The organism is Pseudomonas sp. BN411 (genome assembly GCF_029871235.1).
Taxonomy (GTDB): Bacteria; Pseudomonadota; Gammaproteobacteria; order Pseudomonadales; family Pseudomonadaceae; genus Metapseudomonas.
On sequence record NZ_SSOM01000029.1, the window covers coordinates 98524 to 117814 of the forward strand.

At 64.4% G+C, this 19291-nt stretch carries 11 protein-coding genes; 4 read left to right on the forward strand and 7 right to left on the reverse strand.

The genetic code is table 11. The features are described 5' to 3' along the window. Nucleotides 1-40: 40 nt before the first annotated feature. From E8F06_RS03310 to recQ, 5 genes are all read right to left on the reverse strand, one after another. A complete protein-coding gene (locus E8F06_RS03310; protein ID WP_280364155.1) occupies nt 41-1444 on the reverse strand; it encodes a DHA2 family efflux MFS transporter permease subunit in 1404 nt (467 codons plus the stop codon). Then, nucleotides 1444-1881, reverse strand: a complete 438-nt coding sequence (locus E8F06_RS03315) for a MarR family transcriptional regulator (RefSeq protein WP_190828785.1) — start codon at nt 1879-1881, stop codon at nt 1444-1446. The genes E8F06_RS03310 and E8F06_RS03315 overlap by 1 nt, the downstream gene beginning before the upstream one ends. A 77-nt stretch (nt 1882-1958) precedes the next feature. Beyond that, nucleotides 1959-2975: a DUF2804 domain-containing protein gene (locus E8F06_RS03320; RefSeq protein WP_280364157.1), complete on the reverse strand. Its 1017-nt coding sequence runs from the start codon at nt 2973-2975 to the stop codon at nt 1959-1961. 228 nt (nt 2976-3203) lie between these two features. Then, the gene (locus tag E8F06_RS03325) at nt 3204-4376 is read right to left on the reverse strand and encodes a GGDEF domain-containing protein (RefSeq protein WP_280364159.1); all 1173 of its coding nucleotides are present in this window, start codon (nt 4374-4376) and stop codon (nt 3204-3206) included. Between the two features lie 112 nt (nt 4377-4488). After that, entirely contained in the window at nt 4489-6618 is a 2130-nt protein-coding gene (recQ, locus tag E8F06_RS03330; protein WP_280364161.1) for a DNA helicase RecQ, read from the reverse strand. 137 nt (nt 6619-6755) lie between these two features. On the opposite strand from recQ, the gene E8F06_RS03335 reads away from it, so the two are divergent. From E8F06_RS03335 to lapD, 4 genes are all read left to right on the forward strand, one after another. Continuing rightward, nucleotides 6756-7343, forward strand: coding sequence for a YecA family protein (locus tag E8F06_RS03335; RefSeq protein ID WP_280364163.1), 588 nt, complete (start codon nt 6756-6758; stop codon nt 7341-7343). Between the two features lie 9 nt (nt 7344-7352). Next, a complete protein-coding gene (locus tag E8F06_RS03340; RefSeq protein ID WP_190828795.1) occupies nt 7353-7754 on the forward strand; it encodes a YbaN family protein in 402 nt (133 codons plus the stop codon). Nucleotides 7755-7819: 65 nt separating this feature from the next. Then, complete coding sequence (gene lapG, locus E8F06_RS03345; RefSeq protein ID WP_280364166.1) at nt 7820-8515, forward strand: cysteine protease LapG; 696 nt, start codon at nt 7820-7822, stop codon at nt 8513-8515. Nucleotides 8516-8518: 3 nt separating this feature from the next. Next, a complete protein-coding gene (gene lapD, locus E8F06_RS03350; protein ID WP_280364168.1) occupies nt 8519-10465 on the forward strand; it encodes a cyclic di-GMP receptor LapD in 1947 nt (648 codons plus the stop codon). A gap of 516 nt (nt 10466-10981) precedes the next feature. On the opposite strand, the gene E8F06_RS03355 is transcribed toward lapD, so the two are convergent. Both E8F06_RS03355 and E8F06_RS03360 read right to left on the reverse strand, forming a co-directional pair. Then, nucleotides 10982-11320, reverse strand: a complete 339-nt coding sequence (locus tag E8F06_RS03355; RefSeq protein ID WP_280364170.1) for a tryptophan synthase subunit beta — start codon at nt 11318-11320, stop codon at nt 10982-10984. Between the two features lie 62 nt (nt 11321-11382). After that, the gene (locus tag E8F06_RS03360) at nt 11383-19263 is read right to left on the reverse strand and encodes a DUF5801 repeats-in-toxin domain-containing protein (protein WP_280364173.1); all 7881 of its coding nucleotides are present in this window, start codon (nt 19261-19263) and stop codon (nt 11383-11385) included. Between the last annotated feature and the right edge of the window lie 28 nt (nt 19264-19291).

The window sequence follows — 19291 nt, forward strand, 5'->3', positions numbered from 1 at the left end:
CTAGGGGCTTGACAAAATTTTCATCGTGCGATTTGCACGCTCAACGCCTTGCAGGACGCACGCCCCAGGCCGGCACAACGGCCATCAGGAAGAGTAGCGCAACCAGCCAGAAACTCTGTTCGAATGCCAGCACTTCGGCTGCGGCATTGCCGCCACCTGCGGCGTGGCGCCACTCGATAAAGAAGGTCAGCAGATTGACTCCAAAGGCGCCACCCAGCTGACGAACGAATGTGATGGCACCCGCTCCCAGCGCCAGCTCTTCCGAGCTGAGGACGTCCAGCGCCCCCGTACTCATCGCTGGCAGGAGCAAACCGAGCCCCAGCCGGCCGACGCAGGCCCAGCCGCAGAGCGCCAGAAACGAAGCCCCGTGCCCCGCCAACCCAAGGCCCGCCGACGACAACGCGAACACCAGGAGGCCGAACACCAGCATGGAGGCAGCCGACAGGCGGTCGCTCGCCCAGCCACCAATAAAGGACGCCAGCCCCAGCACCACGCCGGTCGGCAGCATCAGAAGGCCGGCCTGTCCGGCGCTATAACCCTCTACCGTCTGCAGGTAAAGCGGGATCAGGTAGGTGGAGCCATACAGCCCAAGGCCGAGCACCAGGGCGACCCAACTCGCCTTGCGAAACGCGGCGTGGCGCCAGAGTTGCAGCGGCAGCAGGGGGCGTCCGCAGGTGCGACTGCGGCGCAGGAAGGCCACGGTGCATGCCACGCCAAGTAATCCCGGCAGCCATGCACTGGGGGCCAGCCAGCCGAAACGCTGGGCTTCGGCCAGGGAACCAAGCAAGGCGAACAGCGCGACACTCAGGAGAGTGAAAGCTGGCAGGTCGACGCCTGGCGTGTTGCGGTCGCGCACGCTGGGCATCAGCCATTGGGCACCGATCAGCGCGAGGAGACAGAGCGGCAGCGGCAACCAGAACACCGCACCCCAGCCGAAATGGTCGATCAGGTAGCCACCGATGGTCGGCCCGAGGGTCGGCGCCACCATGATGCCCAGCCCGTAGATGCCCAGGGCCATGCCACGACCGCCTTCGGAATAGACGCGAAAGATCAGCACCATCGCCAGCGGCTGGATGATCCCGGCGCAAGCCCCCATGACGATGCGCAGGGCGATCAGCTGCCAGGCCGATGTGGCCACCAGGGCCAGGAGCGATGCCAGGCAGAACAGGCCGAGCCCGAACTGCACCGTTCGCCGCGCACCCAGCCGCGCCTGGCACCAGGCTGCCAGCAACAGGCCGGCCGTCATGGCGGCGAGGAAGCCGGTGGAAAGCCATTGCGCCAGCGGCCGGCCGATACCGAAGTCGGCCATGATCGCCGGCAATGCAACGTTGATACTGGTGGAGGCGAGGATCATCGCCATGCTGCCGAGCATCAGCAGGCCCAGCAGCCATTGCGGATAGCGGGCGCCGAAGCGCTCGTGAAGCGCCTCGAGGTCCTGCCCCATCAGAGGCGGTCCAGGTTCGTCAGAATCCGCGCATGAACCTGCTGGCAACGGCGCAGCTCTTCATCCTCGATACCGGCGAAGAGTTCCTGGCGCAGCTGGCTGGAGATGGCTTCGATCTTTTCAATCAGGGGACGGGCCGGCGGGCACAGGGCGATCTTCTTCGCCCGGCGATCTTCGGCAACGGCCATACGCTGGATCAGCCCCTGTGCCTCAAGGCTATCCAGCAGGCGGGCCAGGGTCGGGCCTTCGACGCCGACGCTCTTGGCCAGCTCGCGCTGGGTGGGCAAGTCGTCCTCGAAACGGGACAAATGCAGCAATACCAGCCAGCGGGCCTGGGACAGCCCCATGCCGGCCAGACGGCGGTCGAGTTCGGCGCGCCACGCGCGGGACATCTGTGCGAGCTGCATGGCGAAACGGTGTTGATCGGGGTAGGACATCGAAATTGACTCGGACTTCTTATACTAATAATTAGCCAGCTAATCATAGCCGCAAGCCGCGAGCAAGTCCCCCCGCCCTACCACTTGACGTACTGGTCCTCGACAAAGCCCCACATCCTGTCGATCTGCACCGGTTCACGCCCCGCCGGTCGCAGGGTGCCGCTGAATCGGCCGAACACCTGCTTGAAATTACTCGCAATGAAACCGAGGTTCAGGCGCTCCTCATGCAAGCCCTCGCCAACTAACGTCAGCTCGACCTGACCATCATGGGAAGCGACGCTCCAGGTCTTCAGCGGCTGGTCGCGGTCGAAGGCAAAACGGACCGTATCGACCTTGATCAGCTCCCCATCCAGCCAGAAGCAGTTTTCGGTGAAGCTGGTCTCGTTCACCCCGCAGGACAGGTTCAACCCGACCCGCAGCCCGTCAGCCAGGCCGGACAGGCAGGCCCAGTTCCAGTTGGTTTCCGGGCGCATGTAGCCCGCGGACCAGTCGTGATGGGCGAAGGCGCCGATTTCCGCGAGATCGAAGTTCCCCAGCGCGCTGCTCACCTGGCCGCGGCAGGCGACCCCCGCCACCTTCTGCGCATACACCCAGCCATTCACCGCCGTCGGCGTGCAGATGCACATGGGCTGGAACGCCGGCTCCCGCTCGCTGAACGACGCATCGATGCGGGTACCGTCATCCAGCTCTACCAGCAGGCGCTTTTCACCGGTATCGGAGCGGTTTTCCAGGCGCAGCAGGTTGCGGCCCTGACGCAGCTCGCAAATGCCCTCGTCCGGCGATTGCGAGAACGAAGTGCCCAGGCCCAACGGCAACTTGAATTGACGCTCGATCATGCGCCCGCTGGCGGGATGGAAGAGGTAGACGAAGCCAACCCCCACCAGACTGAGGTTGGCCAGGGCGCACCCGCCAATCAGCTCGTTGCCGAGCAGGCCGAAGTACTGGAACTGGTGGAAGCGTCGCCACTTGGCCAATGCCCCCAGGCGGCGCCCCATGGGCGAGCGGAAGTCGAAGTCGCGGTAGTTGATGAGGCCGGGGGCGGCGGGAAATATGCCGTAGTGCGGCTGGCCGTCAGCCTGGATCAGCTTGTCCATGCGGATCGCTCGATGCGGGAGGAGCGGCGATGCTAACACCGGCCAAGGCCCCGGACAGTCACGGCTCGCGCCATCCGGAGCGACGAATTGAGTTCTGCACGAAAAGTCGCCGAGCGAAGCCCAGGCAAGGCAAAAGTTGGTGAGGAAGCGGAGTTAACGACTGTTAATGAGCATTCCGAACCAAGTTTTAACGACGCATGGCCGAGCGCAGGCAGTTTTCGTCCGAACTCAAGCCACCACCCGATTGCGGCCGAATGCCTTGCCTTCGTACAGGGCACGATCCGCATGCTCATACAGCTCATAGAGTTTGCCCAACGGCATGCCCGGCTGCGGATGGACGCAGGCAACGCCAATGGACATGGTCAGCACTGGTGCCGTGGGTGAAGCCTCATGGCGGATGGACTGCTCTTCCAGCGTCGCCCGCAGCTTCTCGGCGCAGCGGCGCGCCTCCTGCTCCCCGATGTCATAGAGCAGCACGGCGAACTCCTCTCCCCCCAGGCGAACCGCCATATCCAGGGGCCGACGCGCGGTGCCTTCGAGCACACGGGCGACTTGCTGCAACACCAGGTCGCCGGCCTGATGGCCGTAGCGGTCGTTATAGGCCTTGAAGTGGTCGACGTCGCAGAGCAACAGGGCCAGGCCGTGCCGTTCACGCTGGGCCTGGCGCCATAGACGCTCCAACTGCCTATTGAAACTGCGGCGGTTGTACAGGCCGGTCAGGCTGTCGTGATCCGCCAGTACCCGCATCAGGCGGCTGATGAGGAAATGCTCGCGGGATTTGAACTCCAGCAGGTAGCAACCGACTGCACCGGCGATGTTGCCAAACAGCAGGAACAGCAGGTTGTTGATCAGCCTTGGCCAGGGCAGTCCGGCCCAGAGTTCCAGCCCCACATAGGCCAACAGGATCACCAGGGAAACGCCCAGCGCCTCCACCAACCGCAGCCCCACCAGGAAGTAGGCGGCCATGCAGACCAGCAACAGGCCCTCGTAGGGGAAGGACGGATCGCTGCGATGGGCGATGGCCACCACCGCCCCGGCGCCCACGCCCAGGGAACCAATGCAGACCAGGCTCAGGGGGGCCAGCAGGTGCCGATGGCGGCGTTGGAGCATCAGCACGCCGCAGCCCAGCAGCAGTCCCAGCACGCCGAGCCGAACGGCCAGCATCCACCAGCGCGTCTCACTGCTGATCAGGTAGAAATCGAGCACGGCAAATGCCAGCCAGATCAGCAGGCCAGCACTCAGGGCGATGCGTTTGAGGTCGAAGTTCTCTTCGAGGAAATAATCGCGGTACTCGCGCTCCAGCGAGCGCGTGAAGCGGAGATGCCGGAATCCCAGGGCCAGTTGGTCGGCATAGGGATTGGGACGAACGTCATTGAGCCAGGCAGTATTGTTGTAGGACACGTCCACCCCTTCTGTCGGAGGCCTCTGACGCACATTAGCCGGTCGTGCGCCGCGTCACAAGTTCGTCGTTTTGCCCCGTCATTTTATCGACGCCGGAATGGCCGGCGTCGAATCAAGCCTCGAACTCCGCCTGCAGGGCCGCGCGTACGCAATGCAGCACGCCATCAGGCACGCGACCGGCGAACAGCTCTGCCACCTCGGCCACAGGCGGCAGTTCGCCTTCGCCGTCGAGGAAGGCGTCCTGAATCTCGCCCAGCAGCTCTTCCGGCAGGTCCAGCGCCTGTTCCAGACTCAATTGCTGATTGCCGATGGTCTCGGCCAGCAAGCTGTAGACGTTCTTCTCACTGCAATTGAGCTGACGGGCGATCTGCGCCGGTGTCATGCCCGCACGGGCCAGGCTCACCAGTTCATGGCGCAGGTCGGTGACGGCACGCGGTGCCTCACCGGCGCCATTGCCGTTGAGCACTTCGAGGAAGGCCTCGCCATAACGCTCCAGCTTGCGCGCGCCCACGCCGCTGACCTGGGCCATTTCAGAGAGGCTGCGCGGCTTGCTGCGGAGCATTTCCAGCAGGGTCGCGTCAGGGAAGATGACGTAGGGCGGCACGCTGTGCTCTTCCGCCAGCTTGCGACGCAGCGTACGCAGGGCTTCCCACTGCTCGCGCTCTTCGCCACGCACCAGTTGGCTGGCGGCGCTGGCGGTGGGTTTGGGTGCCTTGGTCGACAGGTCCCGACGCAGCTCCAGTTGCACCTCGCCACGCAGCAGCGGGCGGCAGGCCTCGGTCAGGCGCAGGCCGCCGAAGCCTTCCAGGTCGACGTCCGCCAGGCCGCGGGCCACCAACTGGCGGTACAGGGTGCGCCAATCGCCTTCGGAAAGGTTCTTGCCCATGCCGAACACCGAGAGGTGCTGATGGCCCGAAGACCGCACCTTCTCGTTGTCTCGTCCGAGCAACAGATCCACCAGATGGCCGACGCCGTAGCGCTGGCCGCTGCGGTGGATGGTCGAGAGCGCCAGACGCGCGGGCTCTGTGGCGTCCCAGGTCTGCACGCCGTCGGTGCAGATATCGCAGTGGCCACAGGGCTGCGGCAGTTCTTCGTCGAAGTAGGCCAGCAGCGCTTGCCGGCGGCAGCGGGTTTCCTCGCAGAGCGACAGCATCGCGTCCAGCTTGTGCTGTTCGATGCGCTTGTGCCGCTCGTCACCCTCCGAGTTGCTCAGCATCTGCTTGAGCAGCAGCACGTCCTGCAGCCCATAGGCCATCCAGGCATCCGCAGGCAGGCTGTCCCGGCCGGCGCGGCCAGTTTCCTGGTAATAGGCTTCGAGGGACTTGGGCAGGTCCAGGTGGGCCACGAAGCGCACGTTGGGCTTGTCGATGCCCATGCCGAAGGCAATCGTGGCAACCATGATCAGCCCTTCCTCATTGAGGAAACGCTTCTGGTGGAAGGCTCGCAGGTCGTTGGACAGGCCCGCGTGATACGGCAGCGCCGGGAACCCCTGCTCGGAAAGGAAGGCCGCCACCTCCTCCACCTTCTTGCGCGACATGCAGTAGACGATGCCCGCATCGCCGCGTCGCTCAGCGAGGAAGCCCAGCAGCTGCTTGCGCGGCTGATCCTTCGCGACGATGCGATAGAAGATGTTCGGGCGGTCGAAGCTGGAGAGGAAACGCTCAGCGTTCTGCAAGTGCAGGCGCTGCACCATCTCTTCGCGGGTCCGCATATCGGCGGTGGCGGTCAGCGCCATGCGCGGCACGTTCGGGAAGAGCTCTGCCAGTTGGCCCAGCTGCAGGTACTCGGGGCGGAAATCATGGCCCCATTGGGACACGCAGTGGGCTTCATCGATGGCGAAGAGGCCGATCTGCAGCCGCTGGAGGAAGGCCAGCATGCGCGGTTGCACCAGGCGTTCCGGAGCGAGATAGAGCAGCTTGATCTCGCCCTGGCGCAGACGATCGGCAATTTCCCGCTGGGCTTCCGCGGACAGTGTGGAATTCAGCGCCACGGCCGGCACGCCCAGTTCGTCCAAGGTGGCGACCTGGTCCTCCATCAGGGCGATCAGCGGCGAAACCACCACCGTCAGGCCCTCGCGCAGCAGCGCCGGTACCTGGTAGCAGAGCGACTTGCCACCACCGGTGGGCATCAGCACCAGGGCATCGCCACCCGAGGCTACACGTTCGATGATCGAGGCCTGGTTGCCGCGGAAAGCGTCGTAGCCGAATACGTCTTTGAGGATGCGCAGTGCCTGGTCGAGCATGGGGGTCTCCGGAACAAGCCGCGCATTATACGTCAGCCGCACCGGCAATTTGGCCACGCCTATCGCCCGCGCCTTTTGCCGCGAACCTCGCACTCGACTAGAATTCAGCGTCGTTTATTCCTCAAGGTAGTCCCACGATGTCCTTCGCTGAGCAACTGTCCCGCCTGCAAGCTTTTCTCGACGCCGATGATCTGCACGAAGAGGCTCTGGACTATGTGGCCACCCATGGCTACCTGAGTGCCCTGTCGATCTGCCCGGACCAGGTGCCCGAGCGCGAATGGATCGACGCCCTCTTCTCCGAGCCGCCGCACTATCGCAGCGACGCCGAGCGCGAAGAGATCGAATCCACCCTGCTGGCCCTCAAGGCCCACATCGCCCGCCAACTGGCCAGCGACGAAGACCCCGAAATGCCCTGCGACCTGGACCTGGGCGAGGACCCGGACGATTCCGACCTGCGCGGCTGGTGCATCGGTTTCATGGAAGGCGTGTTCCTGCGCGAGGAAACCTGGTTCGAGAACGCCGAAGAGGAAGTCAGCGAACTGCTGCTGCCGATCATGGTGGGCTCGGGCCTGTTCGACGAGCAGCCCGAATTCGCCGAGATCGCCAAGGACCGCAACCTGGTGGACGAAATGGTCGAGCAGATCCCCGAACTGCTGACCGCCCTCTTCCTGCTCTGCAACGCACCAGAAGAAAAACCCGCGCTGCTCAAGCCCCGCCACCACTAAGGCCGGCGCATGGCGCACAGCGATATCCAGCAGCAGCGCCACCCGGCGCTGCGCATGGTCCTCCTGATCATCGGCTGGCTCAGTGTCGCCCTGGGCGTGATCGGCATCTTCGTGCCGGTCCTGCCCACCACGCCCTTCCTGCTGCTCGCCGCGGCCTGCTTCGTACGCAGCTCGCGGCGTTTCTACCTCTGGCTGGTGGAACACCCGAAGCTCGGCCCCTGGATTCGCGATTATCTGGAGGGCCAGGGCATTCCCCTCAAGGGCAAGGTCTACGCCCTGGTACTGATGTGGGCCAGTATCACCCTCTCCTGCTTCCTCGTGCCCCTGCCCTGGGCCCGCGGATTCATGCTCACCAGCGCCGTACTGGTCAGCATTTATATCCTTCGCCAGAAAACCCTGCGCAGCCACTGAATCCAGCTCCGGCAAATCATGGATTCCCGCCTAGACTCTGAGCATCCTGGGCGGAGAGACGGCTGATGCGGCAACGCTGGGCGGCAATCGGACTGCGGCAACCCTCGTGGCTGGCATGGCAAGGCAGCTGCCTGCTCGCAGGCCTGCTGCTCTGCTTGGCCAGCGTGCTGGCCAACTGGGATTTCGACCTGATCCTGCAGAACGCCACCAAGCGCTATGGCGACCTTGGCCCCGCAAAAGGGCGCATCCTCGCCTGGAGCGAGCTGATCCAGGCCAGCATCGACCTGCCCGAAGGCGAGAAGCTCACAGCAGTCAACCGCTTCTTCAACCGCCAGCTCCGTTTCACCGACGATATCCGCACCTGGCGCCAGAACGACTACTGGGCCACCCCCGTCGAGGCCCTGATCAAGGGTGCCGGCGATTGCGAGGACTACTCCATCGCCAAGTACTTCACCCTGCGCCGCCTCGGCATCCCCGCCGAGAAGCTGCGCATCACCTACGTCAAGGCCCTGCGCCAGAACCAGGCGCACATGGTCCTCACCTATTACAAGACGCCCACCGCCGATCCCCTGGTGCTGGACAACCTGATCGGCGAGATACGTCCGGCGTCGCAGCGCACCGACCTCTTGCCCGTGTACGCCTTCAACGCCGAAGGCCTCTACACCGGTGCCAAGCGTGCCGGGGATACCAAGAAACTGTCGCGCTGGCAGGACCTGCTGAAAAAAATGAGAGCCGAAGGCTTCGCCATTGGAGAGGGTTAGCCCATGTCGTTACTCAAGCAACTGTTCCTGGCCATCTGCCTGCTGCTCGCGCTGGCCTTCGCCGGCAGCTTCCTCGCGGGCGTGGAAAGTTCCCGCGAGCAGTTGCTCAGCCAGTTGCGCTCACACGCCCAGGACGCCGCTACCGCCCTCGGCCTGTCCATGACGCCCCACGTTGACGACCCGGCGATGATCGAGCTGATGGTCAGCTCCATCTTCGACAGCGGCTACTTCGCCAGCATCCGCGTGGTTCGCATCCCCGATGGCGGAGTGATCGCCGAACGCCGCACGACCACCACCAGCGACCAAGTGCCGGGCTGGTTCGCCCATCTGGTCAACCTGCGGCCCCAGGGCGGCGACGCGCTGATCATGCGTGGCTGGCAGCAGGCCGCGCGCGTGGAGGTGCTCAGCCATCCGCAGTTCGCCTTGGCCAAGCTCTGGGATAGCGCCATCGGCAGCCTCGCCTGGCTGCTGCTCTGCGGCCTGGTCAGCGCCCTGGTCGGTGCCTGGCTGCTGCGCACGCAACTGCGCCCGCTGGACAACATGGTGCAGCAGGCCGAGGCCATCAGCCGCCGCGAATTCCTTGCCCTGCCCAAGGTACCGCGCACCCCGGAACTGCGCCGCGTAGTGCTGGCCATGAACCAGATGGTGGACAAGCTGCGCAACCTCTTCGCGGAAGAAGCCGCGCGTAGCGAACGTCTGCGCGAAGAGGCATACCAGGACAGCCTCACCGGCCTGGCCAACCGCCGTCAGTTCGATATCCGCCTCGCCAACCAACTGGTGCCCAACGACCAGAACGCCGCCGGCTACCTCGTGCTGTTGCGGGTCAACGACCTCGGCGGGCTCAACCAGCGCCTCGGCGGCCAGCGCACCGACGCGCTGATCCGCGATATCGGGGAAATCCTCGGCAATCTGGTGCAGAAAAGAGGCAATCCTGACTGGCTGGCTTCGCGCAGCCGCGGCGGCGAGTTCGCCCTGCTCTGCCCCGGCCTCACCGGGGAAGACACCGAACAACTGGCAGCCGATCTCGCCAATCAACTGGAAAACCTGCATGCCACCGGTGCCAGCGACCGCAGTCCGGTCGCCCTGCTCGGCATCGCCGCCTACCGGCCGGGTGAAGACATCCAGCGGGTGATGAGCCGCGCCGACCAGGCCCTGGCCCAGGCAGCGCAAGGCACCGACCGCCCCTGGGTGCGCCTGGACGACTTCGACGCCGCGCCAGGCCAGAGCCTGCACGACTGGCGCGCCTGGATCGACGACGCGCTGAGCAAGGGCAAGCTGCGTCTCTACTTCCAGCCGGTGAGCCTCTGCACAAACACCGCCGAAACCCTGCACCACAAAGTGCTGGCACGCCTGCTGGATCCCCAGGGTGAAGCCGTGCCCGCCGGGCGTTTCCTGCCCTGGATCGAGCGCCTGGGCTGGTCCGCACGCTTCGACCTGGCAATGCTCGAACACTGCCTGGCACACCTGCAGCAGACACCATCGCGCATCGCCCTCAGCCTGTCCGCCGCCAGCCTGCGCCCGGGCGAACACCGTGAGCGCCTGCTCGCATTGCTCAAGTCCCATCCCCAGCAGGCGGAGCTGCTCACCCTGGAGCTGGACGAGCGCCACCTGCCACCGGCCAACGAACTCGGGCAGCTCTGCCAGGCGATCCGTGAAACCGGTTACGGCGTCGGCCTGCAGCACTTCGGCGGACGCTTCAGCCTGATCGGCAACCTCGCCCACCTGGGCCTCGCCTACCTGAAGATCGACGGCACCTACATCCGCGCCATCGACCTGGAAAGCGACAAGCGCCTGTTCATCGAAGCCCTGTTCCGCGCCACCAACAGCATCGACCTGCCGCTGATCGCAGAGATGGTGGAGTCCCAGGGTGAATTGGATGTGCTGAGGGAACTGGGCATCCAGGGCGCCATGGGCCGCCTGATCGGCGCACCGGCGCCATGGCATGGATGAAGCGGGCAGCGGTTTGCGAGCCTGCGATCCCCGCGCTGCCCTGCCGTAGGTTGGCGCAGAGCGGAGCGAAGCCCAACGATGCACGCACAAACTCCGAACGTTGGGCTTCGCGTAGCTCAGCCGCAACCTACGAAAAGATGTGATTGTGGCAGCGAACTCATTTGAACTTGGGAAACCACGTCCTGAGGGCGTGGTCATGAGTCATCGGCTCTGCCTGTGACGATTGGGATGCCGGGTTATCAGGATGACGTTCGTAGGATGTGGTGGAGCGAAGCGATACCCATCGACTCTGCAAAACAGCATGGGTATCGCAGGCTCAACCCATCCTACGTTGCTACGTCGTCGTGGCCAGTTTCGTCGCAGGAAGGAACTCTGGGAAAAATCCCGCCAGTGCTCCCGGAATTGCTCGTGGCTTCGATTTTCCAGGCGGCACCGAAATGCCCCCCCTTCTAGGGGCCACGAGCAAGTCCACGTGCTACGAATCTGGATGTTTACTCGAAAAAAAAGCCTGGCCGCTCAATACGGCAAGCGGTAGTCCTCGGAAACCAGCTCCCCCAGATCTCCCACCTGGGAGCGGGTGTTGGCGCGGTGCTGGAGTTTGTGGCGGGCGGGGGCTGGCAGGTCGGTGTAATTCATCACGCCCCGACTCACCAGCACCTGCACCAGATCCTCGATGACCCGCACCAGCTCCAGGTCTGAATACTGTAGGGACATCAGGTGATCATGCAGGCTGCGGCTGGCGAACCAGGTCCGGACTTCCGGATCGCTGGCCGGCATGCTCTGGGTCATGCTGTCGAAGGGTTCGTGCTCCACCCGCAGAACCCTGCCCTTCTCGTCTCTCTGCACATAAACCATGGTTCCTTCCTCACTCCCGTTCCAATGCCGGGCCCGCCGCGAGGGCGGGCCCGCGACGCAGGTCAGGCATCGGCCTTCAATGAACCGTCATCGAGCATGTGGGTGATCACCGACGCTGTGTCGGCCGCACCGTAGGCTGCCTGCAGGTTCACCCCCTCCAACACGATAGTCTGTCCGGTGCCACCCGGATTGGCCGCCGTATTGGTATCCACGGTGATGGTGGTGTTGGTGCCGAAAGCCATGGTCAGGAAGTCGTCCAGGCTTCCCGCGTTGCTGTGTTCGCCAGTCAGCAGTTGCGACAGGTCCAGCTTGTCCTGCCCCGGAGTGAAGTCGGTGATGGTGGTGGTACCGGTTTCACCGGCCAGCCACTTGAAGGTGTCGGCGCCGCCGCCCCCCGTGAGCTGGTCATTGCCGCCGTTACCCGCCAGCACGTTGTTGCCGCTGTTGCCGGTCAGCACGTCGTTGAAGTGCGAGCCGAGCAGGTTCTCCATGTCGATCAGGGTATCCAGCCCGCCGCCGCCGGTGTTCTGCTGGCCAACCAGTGCGAGGTTCACCGCAACCCCGGAGGTGGCGTTGTCGTAGGAAGCCGTGTCGATCCCGGCCCCGCCGTTCAGCACATCGTTGCCCAGCCCGCCCACCAGCACATCGTCCCCGCCCATGCCTGACAGATTGTCATTGCCGGTGGTGCCATGGATCACATCAGCGCTCGCGGTGCCAATGAAGGTGGTGCTCGCCTCCATGGTCACGTGCAGGTTCTGGGTGGCCGTGGTATCGCCGTCGGCATCCTTCACGCCCACCTGGAAGTCCAGGTCGGTATCCAGGGTGTTCTTCTCGCTGGTGATGAAGCCGACATCCGAAACCTTCAGGACGTCGTTGTCGGTCGCCGAGGAACCGAAGTCGGATACATCGTTCACATTGGTGGCACCGCCATTGCCAATCACCGAGTTGAAGTTGATGGCTGTGGTGGTGGTGATGCCTTCGACACTGGTGAGAATCTGGGCGCCGTAGATCTGCCAGTTCTCCCCGGGCGCATTGAAGTCGTTGTTCTCGATGACGATGGCGCCGTCGTTCTGGTCCAGCGTGATGCCATAGGCGGCCAGCGCCACGCTGTTGGTGGTCATGATGTCGTTGGTGCTCACCACCAGCGCCCGCGTGGTCTTGACCCCGCCCGTACCGATCAGCTTGAGCACCACAACGATGTCTTCATTACCGACCCCGTCGAACTTCAGGAACATCCCGGCCGCGCGGGCGCTCGGCTCGACGCCGACATTGCCTTTGGGATTGGTGGTGTAGAAGTTCAGGTCCAGGACCTCGCCCTTGCCCAGGGTGTCGCCACCCACGCCATTGGCCGCATTGCTCACGCTGACCCACGAAGTGTTCTGGCTGAACAACTCGCCATTGGAGAAGACCGTGGGATTGTTCGTGCCTGCCCACAGGTTGTCGCTGCCGGTGCCGCCACCGGGTTCGGCGTAGGCGGTGTACTGCACGTAGAAATTGTTGGCCAACTCGACCACCGACACCGCCGGCTGCGTGTTGTCCAGTTGCGTGCTGTTCAGCTCGTAGCCGTTGATGCTGATCGAGGTGCTGGTCTTGAAGATGTTGAACCCCTGGATAGGCTCGTCCAGCGACACCGTGTAGGTGCCATTGGCCTTGTCGAACACCAGGGTGCCGTTGGCCTCGACCAGGGAGCTGGGGCTCGCGGGGTTGGGCGCGTACTTGAAGCTGATGTCGAAGGTCGCACTGGTGTCCGACTCGGACTGCCAGGTCACCGCAGTCGAGGAAATGGCCGTGCCGCCGACATTGCCGCTGAGACTGATGCCGGAAAAGTCCGAATCGGAAGCCGAGAACGGCCCGGTGCCACGGGTATCGGCCCCGGTGGCGTAGATGAAGATCCCCGACCCGCCTGCCGGATTGTTGCCGTTGGAGTAGACGAGGTTGGAGGCCGCGAGGATCACCGGCACATCGTCCTCCACCTGGATCAGCAGGTCGCCCGCCAGGGGCAGGTTGCCGCTGCCATTGCTGGCCTGCAGCGCTCCCGTCAGGTTCAGGGTGAGGAGTTGGTCGTCGCCGCCAGCGCCACTGGGATGATCCAGCGCGCCCAGCAGGGTGAAGGTGTAGTTGCCGTTGCTTTCCACCTGCAGGGTGAAGACGGTATCAGTACCCGCCTTGGCGACCAGGGTGTTGCCGACCCGCGAGTAGGCGATCGTCACACCGTCGGACGTCAGCGACGGCATTGCCTGCTGAACTGCAGCAATGCTGAACTGCGCACCGGCTGGCGTGCCCACCAGAAGTTCGCCGAGGTTGCCGGTGACCACGGTGGTCTGGGCGTCGCCGTCGGTGATGCCGCCGGGAAGTTCGTCCTCGTCCACCTTGCCGACCACCGGGGAAGCATCCTCGATCCGCACCGTCAGGGTCGCGCTGGATGGGTCGCCATCTTTGTCGACGATGGTGTAGGTGAAGCTCTCACTGGTATCCGCCGCAATGCTTGTCGGCGCTGCGTAGGTCCAGGCGCCACTGGCGAAGTTGAGGCTCAGGTTGCCGCCACTGGCAGTGGCAATGTTGCTCAGCTGGCTGCCAGTGATGGTGCCGCCGCCGCTCACGCCGATAGTAGTGGCACCGTCCCAGGTGTAGGTGGTGCTACCGATCTGGATGGACAGGACGCGGCCTGCTCCGTCGGCACCGAAGGCATCGTCATCACCGCCACCCACGGCATTGTCACTGCCCAGCAGGACATTGCCCAACACCATATTGACGGCCTGGCCACTGCCCTCTGCAACGTCGGCACTGTCATTCATCGCCTGCGGCGTATCGTCGTCGACCTTGATGTTCAGCACGCCGTTTGCGCTGTCGCCATCCTTGTCGGTGACCTGGTAGGTCAGGGCGAACTGCTGGTCGTTCTCCTGTCCGCCCGCGTCATGCTGGATGGGCGCGAGCTGGGTGACGGTGTAGGCGCCACTGGTACTGTCGAGGGTCACCTTGAGGACCGACGTGGTGCCCTGCTTGATCAGCAGGTCGCTGCCGGACTTCTCGTAGACAAAGCCGCTGGGGCTGCCCGTGGTCAGCCACTGAACGCTGCCGCCGCCGTCCGCGCCAAAGATGAAGCCGACATTGCCGGAGGTGTTCAGCGAATCCGCGTCGTCGCCCGAACCACCCGCGATACCGCCAGGCAATGCGTCGTCGTCCAGTTGCACCAGGGCATTGCTGGTCACGTTCGGCGCGTCATCGCGGAAGCTGATGGCGTTGCCGAGGTCGAGGGTCGCGCTGTCCTTGTCGCCATCGCCGTCGGTGATGGTGGCGGTCAGGGTGATGAGGTCGGCGGCGGACAGGCCAGCCACCTGGTCGGGACCGATATCGGGCGAGTGCACGATGGCGCGTGTCTGTTCCAGGGTCACGCTGCCGTCGGATGCGACACTCAGGCGGAAGGCCAACTGACCGCCTCCGCTCACACGCCCGACGATGTCCGAGCCCTCCTTGGACAACAGGATGCTGTTGCCCGTCGCGGTGTCCTGCAGACCGCTGTTCACAGCCGGCGACTTCACTCCCAGGCTGTAGGTGATGGAGTTGCTGGCAGCCGCACCATCGGCGCCGAATACCGGAGTGAAGGCACCGGCAAAGCTGGTGCTGGCGGTGGTGCCCAGGGTGGTTTCGTCCACCTGCACACCCAATGCGCCAAGCCCTTTCACGCTGACATCGGGCACATCGTCGATGATGTCGATGGTCAGGGAACCCGTGCCGGTGTTGCCGTTGGCGTCGGTCACCGTGAAGGTGAACGTCTCGGTGAACTGCAGGTTGTTGCCGTTGTTGCCCGGGTCGACCTTGGACGCGGACTGCAGGGTGTAGGTGTAGGAGCCGTTGCTGTTGACCACCAGTTGACCGTACTGGCCGTTACCCGCCCCGGCTTGCAGGTTGAAGGTGTAGGGCCCGTTGCCACCGCTGCCCAGCAGGGTGCCGCTGGCGAACTCGTCAGTGCTCGACGGCGAGCTGCCGAAGCTCAGGGCCGCTTCACGCACATCCCCATCCGAGCCGGCCTGCACGCTGCCCACTACGGTGTAGTTGGAGACGTTGATGGTCAGGGTCGTGGTGCTGAAGTCACCATCGCCATCGACGATGGTGTAGGTGAAGGTGTCGACCGCCCCTGCCTGGCCCACGCTGTTCGGATGGCTGGTGTAGCTGTAGCTGCCATCGGCATGCAGCACCAGGGTGCCGAGGCCGGTATCGATCGGTGTATCCACGCCACCGGAAACATGGGTCGTGGTATCCCCACCGGTGCGCACACCCACGACGCCGGTAGTCAGGGACGGGCGACCGTCGGCACCGAACACATCGGCGACCGAGCCCATCCCGTCGGCGCTGGTCACGCTGCCGTTCACCGTGGCGCCCTCACCGACCGAAGCGCTATCGGCCTTCGCTTCGGGCTCGTCGTCGACGATCTCGATGCGGACATTGTCCGACGCACTGGCCACGCCATCGTCAACGGTGATGAGGAAACCATCGATTTCCACACCGAGGCCATCGGTGGTGGCTTCGGTCAGGGTGTAGCTGAAGCTGTAGGTGCCGTTGTCGTAGCCGGTGATCTTCACCGTGCCGTGATCAGCGGCAAAGCTCTGCCCCACCAGGCTGGCGAAGCTGTGGGTGGTCAGGTTGACGCTGAGGCTGCCGACGCTCAGGTTCTTCAGGTTGGACAAGCCGTCCGAGTCGGCCACCGTGAAGCTGCCGGTCGTGACGGTGCTGCCGTCGCCAGCACTGGAGCCAGCCGGCAGGCCCTGCTCGTAGACCTTGGCCATAGTGCCCTGGGCATCCGGTGTGCTGACCTCCACCGTGGGTGCATCGTTGCTGCCGATGATGGTGAGGGTCAGGGTCGAACTGTCGGGATCGCCGTCGGCATCCTGCATGCTGTAGGCGTATTGCAGGCTCACCTGTTGACCCGGAGCCAACGCTTCCACGGCCGCCGAACCATTGGCCAGGACAAAGCTGTAGCTGCCATCGGCGTTCAGGGTAACCAGACCATAGGGGGTGTTCACCAACAGGCTGCCATTATCGCCAGGTATCGCACCGGCGACGCCGTTCCAGCTGGTGAAGGCCGTGGGCTGGTCGGCGCCACCCGCATCATTGGTCAGCACATTGCCGAACAGGCTGCCAGTGTCACCGCCCTCGACGATGCTGGCGCTGTCTGCGACGGCTTCCGGGGTGTCGTCATCGACATTGATGGTCAGGCTGCCCGTGGCGGTGTCGCCGTCGGCATCCGTCACCTTGTAGGCGATGCTGAAACTCACATCGTTTTCGTCCATGCCAGCCGAATGCAGGATCGGCCCGTTCTGGACGACGCTGTAGGCGCCGGTCGCCCAGTTCAGCGTCAGGGTGATGACCGTGAGTCCGCCCTGCTTGATCAGCAGGTTGTCGCCGTCCTTCTCGTAGCTGAAGCCGCTGGGCGCGCCAGTGGTGAGCAGGCTGATGGAGCCTGCCCCATCAGCACCAAAGCTGTGCCCCAGGGTACCGGTGAGATTGGCGGTATCCGGCTGCACATCGCCCGTGCCGCCGGCATTGCCGAAGGCCAGCGCGTCGTCGTCCAGTTGCACGGCGGCATTGACGCGAACTTCCGGCGAATCGTCATCCACCTTGATGTAGAGCGATCCGGCGGCGAAGTCACCGTCGCGGTCGGTGATCTTGTACTCGACCTCGAAGCTCAGGTCGTTTTCGTCATCCCCATAGGGATGCATGACCGGCGCATTCTGGGTAACGGTGTAGGCACCGGTGAGCGCGTCCAGGGTGACGGTGATGACCGTCACGCCACCCTGCTTGATCAGCAGGCCGTCCTGGGTTTCCACATAGGTGAAGCCGGCGGGTGCGCCACTGGTCTGCAGCTCGATCGAGCCCGCACCGTCGGCGCCGAAGCTGTGGACGATGACGCCGCTGGTGTTCTGCGTATCGGGCGTGACATCGCCCACGCCATCGGGGTTGCCATGGGGCAAGGCGTCGTCGTCGAGGCCGACGTTCACATAGGGGGCGATGCTGGGGGCGTCGTCCCTGAAGCTGATGGCGTTGCCCAGGTCGAGGGAGGCGCTGTCCTTGTCGCCATCGCTATCGGTGATGGTGGCGGTCAGGGTGACGAGGTCGGCGCTGGCCAGGCCGGACGCCTGGTCCGGCCCGGAGTTCGGGGTGTGGAAGATCGCCCGCGACTGCTCCAGTGTCACCGTACCGTCAGCCGCGACGCTCAGGCGGAAGGCCAGTTGTCCGCCGCCAACCACACGCCCGACGATGTCCGAGCCCTCCTTGAACAGCAGGATGCTGTTGCCCGTCGCGGTGTCCCGCAGGCCACTGTCCGCACCCGGCAATTTCACATCCAGGGCGTAGGTGGTGGCATTGCTGGCAGCCGCGCCGTCGGCACCGAATACCTTGGTGAAGGCACCGGCGAAACTGGTGCTGTCGGTAACGCCAAGGGTGGTTTCATCCACCTGCAGGTCAAGCCCTTGCAGGCCCTTCACGCTGACGTCCGGCACATCGTCGATGATGTCGATGGTCAGGGTGCCCACGCCGGTGTTGCCGTTGGCGTCGGTCACCGTGAAGGTGAAAGTCTCGGTGAATTGCAGGTTGTTGCCGTTGTTGCCCGGATTGACCTTGGGCGCGGACAGCAGCGTGTAGGTGTAGGAGCCATTGCCGTTGACCACCAGCTGGCCGTATTGGCCGACGCCCGCGCCAGCACTCAGGCTGAAGCTGTAGGGCCCGTTGCCGCCGTTGGCCACCAGGGTGCCGCTGGCGAACTCGTCGTTGCTGGCCGGCTCGGAACCGATGCCGAGTGCGGCTTCGCGCACATCGTTATCGGAGCCCGCCTGCACACTGCCGACCACTGTGATGTTGGACAGGTCGATGGTCAGGGTCGTGGTGCTGAGGTCGCCGTCGCCATCGACGATGGTGTAGGTGAAGGTATCGACCCCACCGGCCTGGCCCAGGCTGTTGGCATGGCTGGTGTAGCTGTAGCTGCCGTCGGCATGCAGCACCAGGATGCCCAGGCCGGTATCGATGGGCACATTCACACCGCCGGAAACATGGGTCGAGGTATCCCCACCGACGCGCACACCCACGACGCCGGTAGTCGGCGACGGGCGGCCATCGGCACCGAACACATCCGCAACGGAGCCCAACCCGGCGCCTGTGACCACGTTGCCGGTCACGCTGCTGCCTTCGCTGACCGATGCGCCATCCGCTTTCGCCAGCGGCACATCGTCGACGATCTCGATGCTGACATTGGCCGAGGCGTTGGCCAGGCCGTCGCTTACCGACACCTGGAATCCGTCCGTCTCGAGACCGGTGGCATCGGTCGTGGCCGAGGTCAGGGTGTAGCTGAAGCTGTAGGTGCCATTGCTGTAACCAGTGATTTGCACCGTGCCATGGGCGGTGGTGAAGCTCTGCCCGACCAGGCTGGCAAAGCCGCTGGTGGTGAGGTCAACGCTGAGGCTGCCGACGCTCAGGGTCTTCAGATTGGTCAGCCCATCGGAGTCCGCGACAGTGAAGCTGCCGGTGGTCACGTTGCTGCCGTCACCCGCGCTGCTGCCATCCGCCAGCCCCTTCTCGAACACCTGGGCCAGGCTGCCACCAGCACCCGGGCTGCTGACTTCGACGGTGGGAATGTCGTTGCTGCCGAGGATGGTGATCGTCAGGGTCGAACTGCTCGGATCACCGTCGCCGTCCTGCATGGAGTAGGCGTATTGCAGGGTGACCTGCTGCCCTTCGGTCAGGGCCTCCACCGCGGCCGCACCATTGGCCAACACGAAGCTGTACGTGCCATTGGCATTCAGGGTGACCACGCCGTAAGGGGTGTTCACCAGCAGACTGCCGTTCTCGCCGGGAGTCGCCCCGGTCACGCCGTTCCAGCTGGTGAAGGCATTGGGTTGATCTGCGCCACCGACATCGTTGTCCAGCACATTGCCGGCCAGACTCGACGGCACGCCGTTCTCGGTCAGGCTGCCGCTGTCC